The 2359-nt window shown below is 37.9% G+C and carries 2 protein-coding genes; one reads left to right on the top strand and one right to left on the bottom strand.

Annotated features, from left to right (window positions below; genetic code table 11):
- On the top strand, positions 1-1369 hold a 1369-nt coding region (locus tag P9B04_RS21420; protein ID WP_342056997.1), incomplete at its 5' end, for a DUF3991 and toprim domain-containing protein.
- 107 nt (positions 1370-1476) lie between these two features.
- On the opposite strand, the gene P9B04_RS21415 is transcribed toward P9B04_RS21420, so the two are convergent.
- On the bottom strand, positions 1477-1950 hold the full coding sequence (locus P9B04_RS21415; RefSeq protein WP_342056996.1) for a hypothetical protein: 474 nt from the start codon (positions 1948-1950) through the stop codon (positions 1477-1479).
- Positions 1951-2359: the final 409 nt, after the last annotated feature.

Genomic DNA, 2359 nt, shown 5'->3' with positions numbered 1-2359 from the left:
GCATCGAACTGTATCAAACCAACCAGGTGAAATTCATAATCCTACCCCCCAACAGTCCCCACCAAACCGACTGGAAATGCAAAGGGAAGCCCTGTATCAAGCTGTAAACGAAGACGATGACCCCACTAGAGAAAGAACTTTTAGAAACCTTCAAGAACTTTGCAGTTCAGTACGAGAAGGACAAGAAAGAACAAGAGGAATTAATCAAGAACTTATCCAAACAACAGACGAAAAGATTGGAGTCTTTAATCAGTCAACAGAACGAATTAATCAAGAACTTCTCAGAAACAATCAACTCATTCAACAACAGAATGAACGACTTTCACGAGAGGATCTACAGGCTAGAAAACGCTTATCAAGACATCATGAACGTCTTAGAAGAATAAAGGAGCAACAAGCACAAGAACTGGACACCTTTAAAACTGATATTAATCTAGCCGACTACGCTCAAGCTAACGGTTACAGTATAGAAAAAAAGAAAAGTTCAGTTAATTGTCTTGTTCTCAAAGATAACCAAGGGGATAAGATTCTCGTTGGTATTAATCAATCCGATGGACACTATTTCTACTCATCGGTTAATGATGATAGGGATAGTGGCTCAATCATTGACTTTATTCAGAATAGAAGAAACCTTAATTTAGGCGAAGTTAGAAAGGAACTTAGACCCTGGATAAATGAACCTTCTAATCCTCCTTATTCTCCTAAACAAGCAACGCCTAAACTAACCCCAAGTAGCCCCGATAGACATAAAATCATTACTCAATTTGAAGGGTTCAATGTAATCGTAACTCATCCTTATTTAACCCGACGAGGTGTCAGTCAACAAACAACTAATGACCCTCGATTTCAAGGCAGAATCTACACTGACCACCGTAATAATGTTATTTTCCCCCATGCAGACCGTGAGGGGGTTTGTGGCTATGAACTGCGTAATCAGGAGTTTAAAAGCTTTTCTAAGGGGGGTATCAAGGGGCTATGGGCTTCTAATGGTTCCAAAGATGACACGACGCTGGTTATCTGTGAAAGTCCCCTGGACTGTTTGAGTTATCATCAATTGTTCAGAGATGATACTACCCGTTATTTTGCCACTGGTGGCACTTTATCAGATCAGCAAAAAACCATCCTTAAAGGGGTTTTTGAGAAGTTTTCTAGTCGAGGGGGACAGATTATGATTGCTACTGATAATGATGAAGGTGGTAAGCAAATAGAGCAGGAATTAAGGAATCTTGCTCCTGAAACTGCTCAAATTAATCGGATAGCTCCTAGACATCATAAAGATTGGAATGAGACTTTAATGGCTGAAATTCGACGGCAAAGGGAACAGCAGGAACGTCAAAAACGTAGTCGGGGAAGGGGTTTGTCTCGTTGAACAACTTCCCCACTGATGGTTCTTATCTGATCAAAAAATACTATTAATTTTAAAGACACACACCCCCCTATTTAATAATAAATTTTTATAGAGTGGGTATGACATTTTTATTCTCCTTCCTGTTTTCTTTCTGTTAACTCAACGATTTGAATATTTTTCACTCCAAATCTTGTAATTTTAATGACCGTCATCAATTCTTCATAAGATTCGCTTATTTTTACAGGAATATGACTATATGAAAGAACCCCTATCCCTTCTAGGGATGGTTTATAATTTTGGGCTTCTTCATTGTTTAATAGTATGTCATGTAACTTTTTTAATATAGAATCTACATCAGGAATTCCTGATAATTCCATCTTCTCCAAATCAAGAGGAATATAACCTAAGTTCTCTGTCAGCTTTCGCTTGTTTGTCCTTCCTTCTCTATACCCCTTTATGATTTTTAGTAACTTTTGGTCATTCAAATTAATATCAATAGCACCTCGTCCAAAACGCTGGTAAAACTGAGATGATGCCCAGAAAAGGTCTTTAACCAATTCTTGAGAAAAGAGATCCAGTTCTGTAAGGATTAAATCTGACATTTAAACAAATTGATAAAAGTTAAAGGCACACACCCTATATCTCATAGTATTTATAGGGTGTGACACCTTATACTACCTCTACATTATCCCTTTCAAACGAATGAGCAAAAATACTCATTCGGTCATCATAATTTAAACTAATCCTCTACTTAGATAGCTTTCTACCCCATTATTCGATACACTTAATGAAGAGGGAGAATCTCTGCATACTTTATACTTGCACGACTATTTCCCAGACAACGCAACCGCTACTAAAGCTTTTAGGCTTTGAAAAACTTGAAACGGTGTAAAGCCAAAGAATAGTTTGATGAAGTTTTAAAAGTAGGGAGCAACCCTGATCACCCAACAGTTCCAAATCTTGTTTTGCCGACGAGAACAAACTGTAGAGGTGTTGAAGGAGGTTGCTGTC

This window comes from Crocosphaera sp. Alani8 (assembly GCF_038442745.1).
Classification (GTDB): domain Bacteria; phylum Cyanobacteriota; class Cyanobacteriia; order Cyanobacteriales; family Microcystaceae; genus Crocosphaera.
The sequence above is the reverse complement of the archived record's forward strand: the minus strand, read 5'-3'. Positions and strand labels throughout refer to the sequence as shown.

What these genes read in the sequence shown, in the direction of transcription:
- P9B04_RS21415 (WP_342056996.1), bottom strand. Translation starts at nt 1,950, where the DNA reads ATGTCAGATTTAATCCTTACAGAACTGGATCTCTTTTCTCAAGAATTG.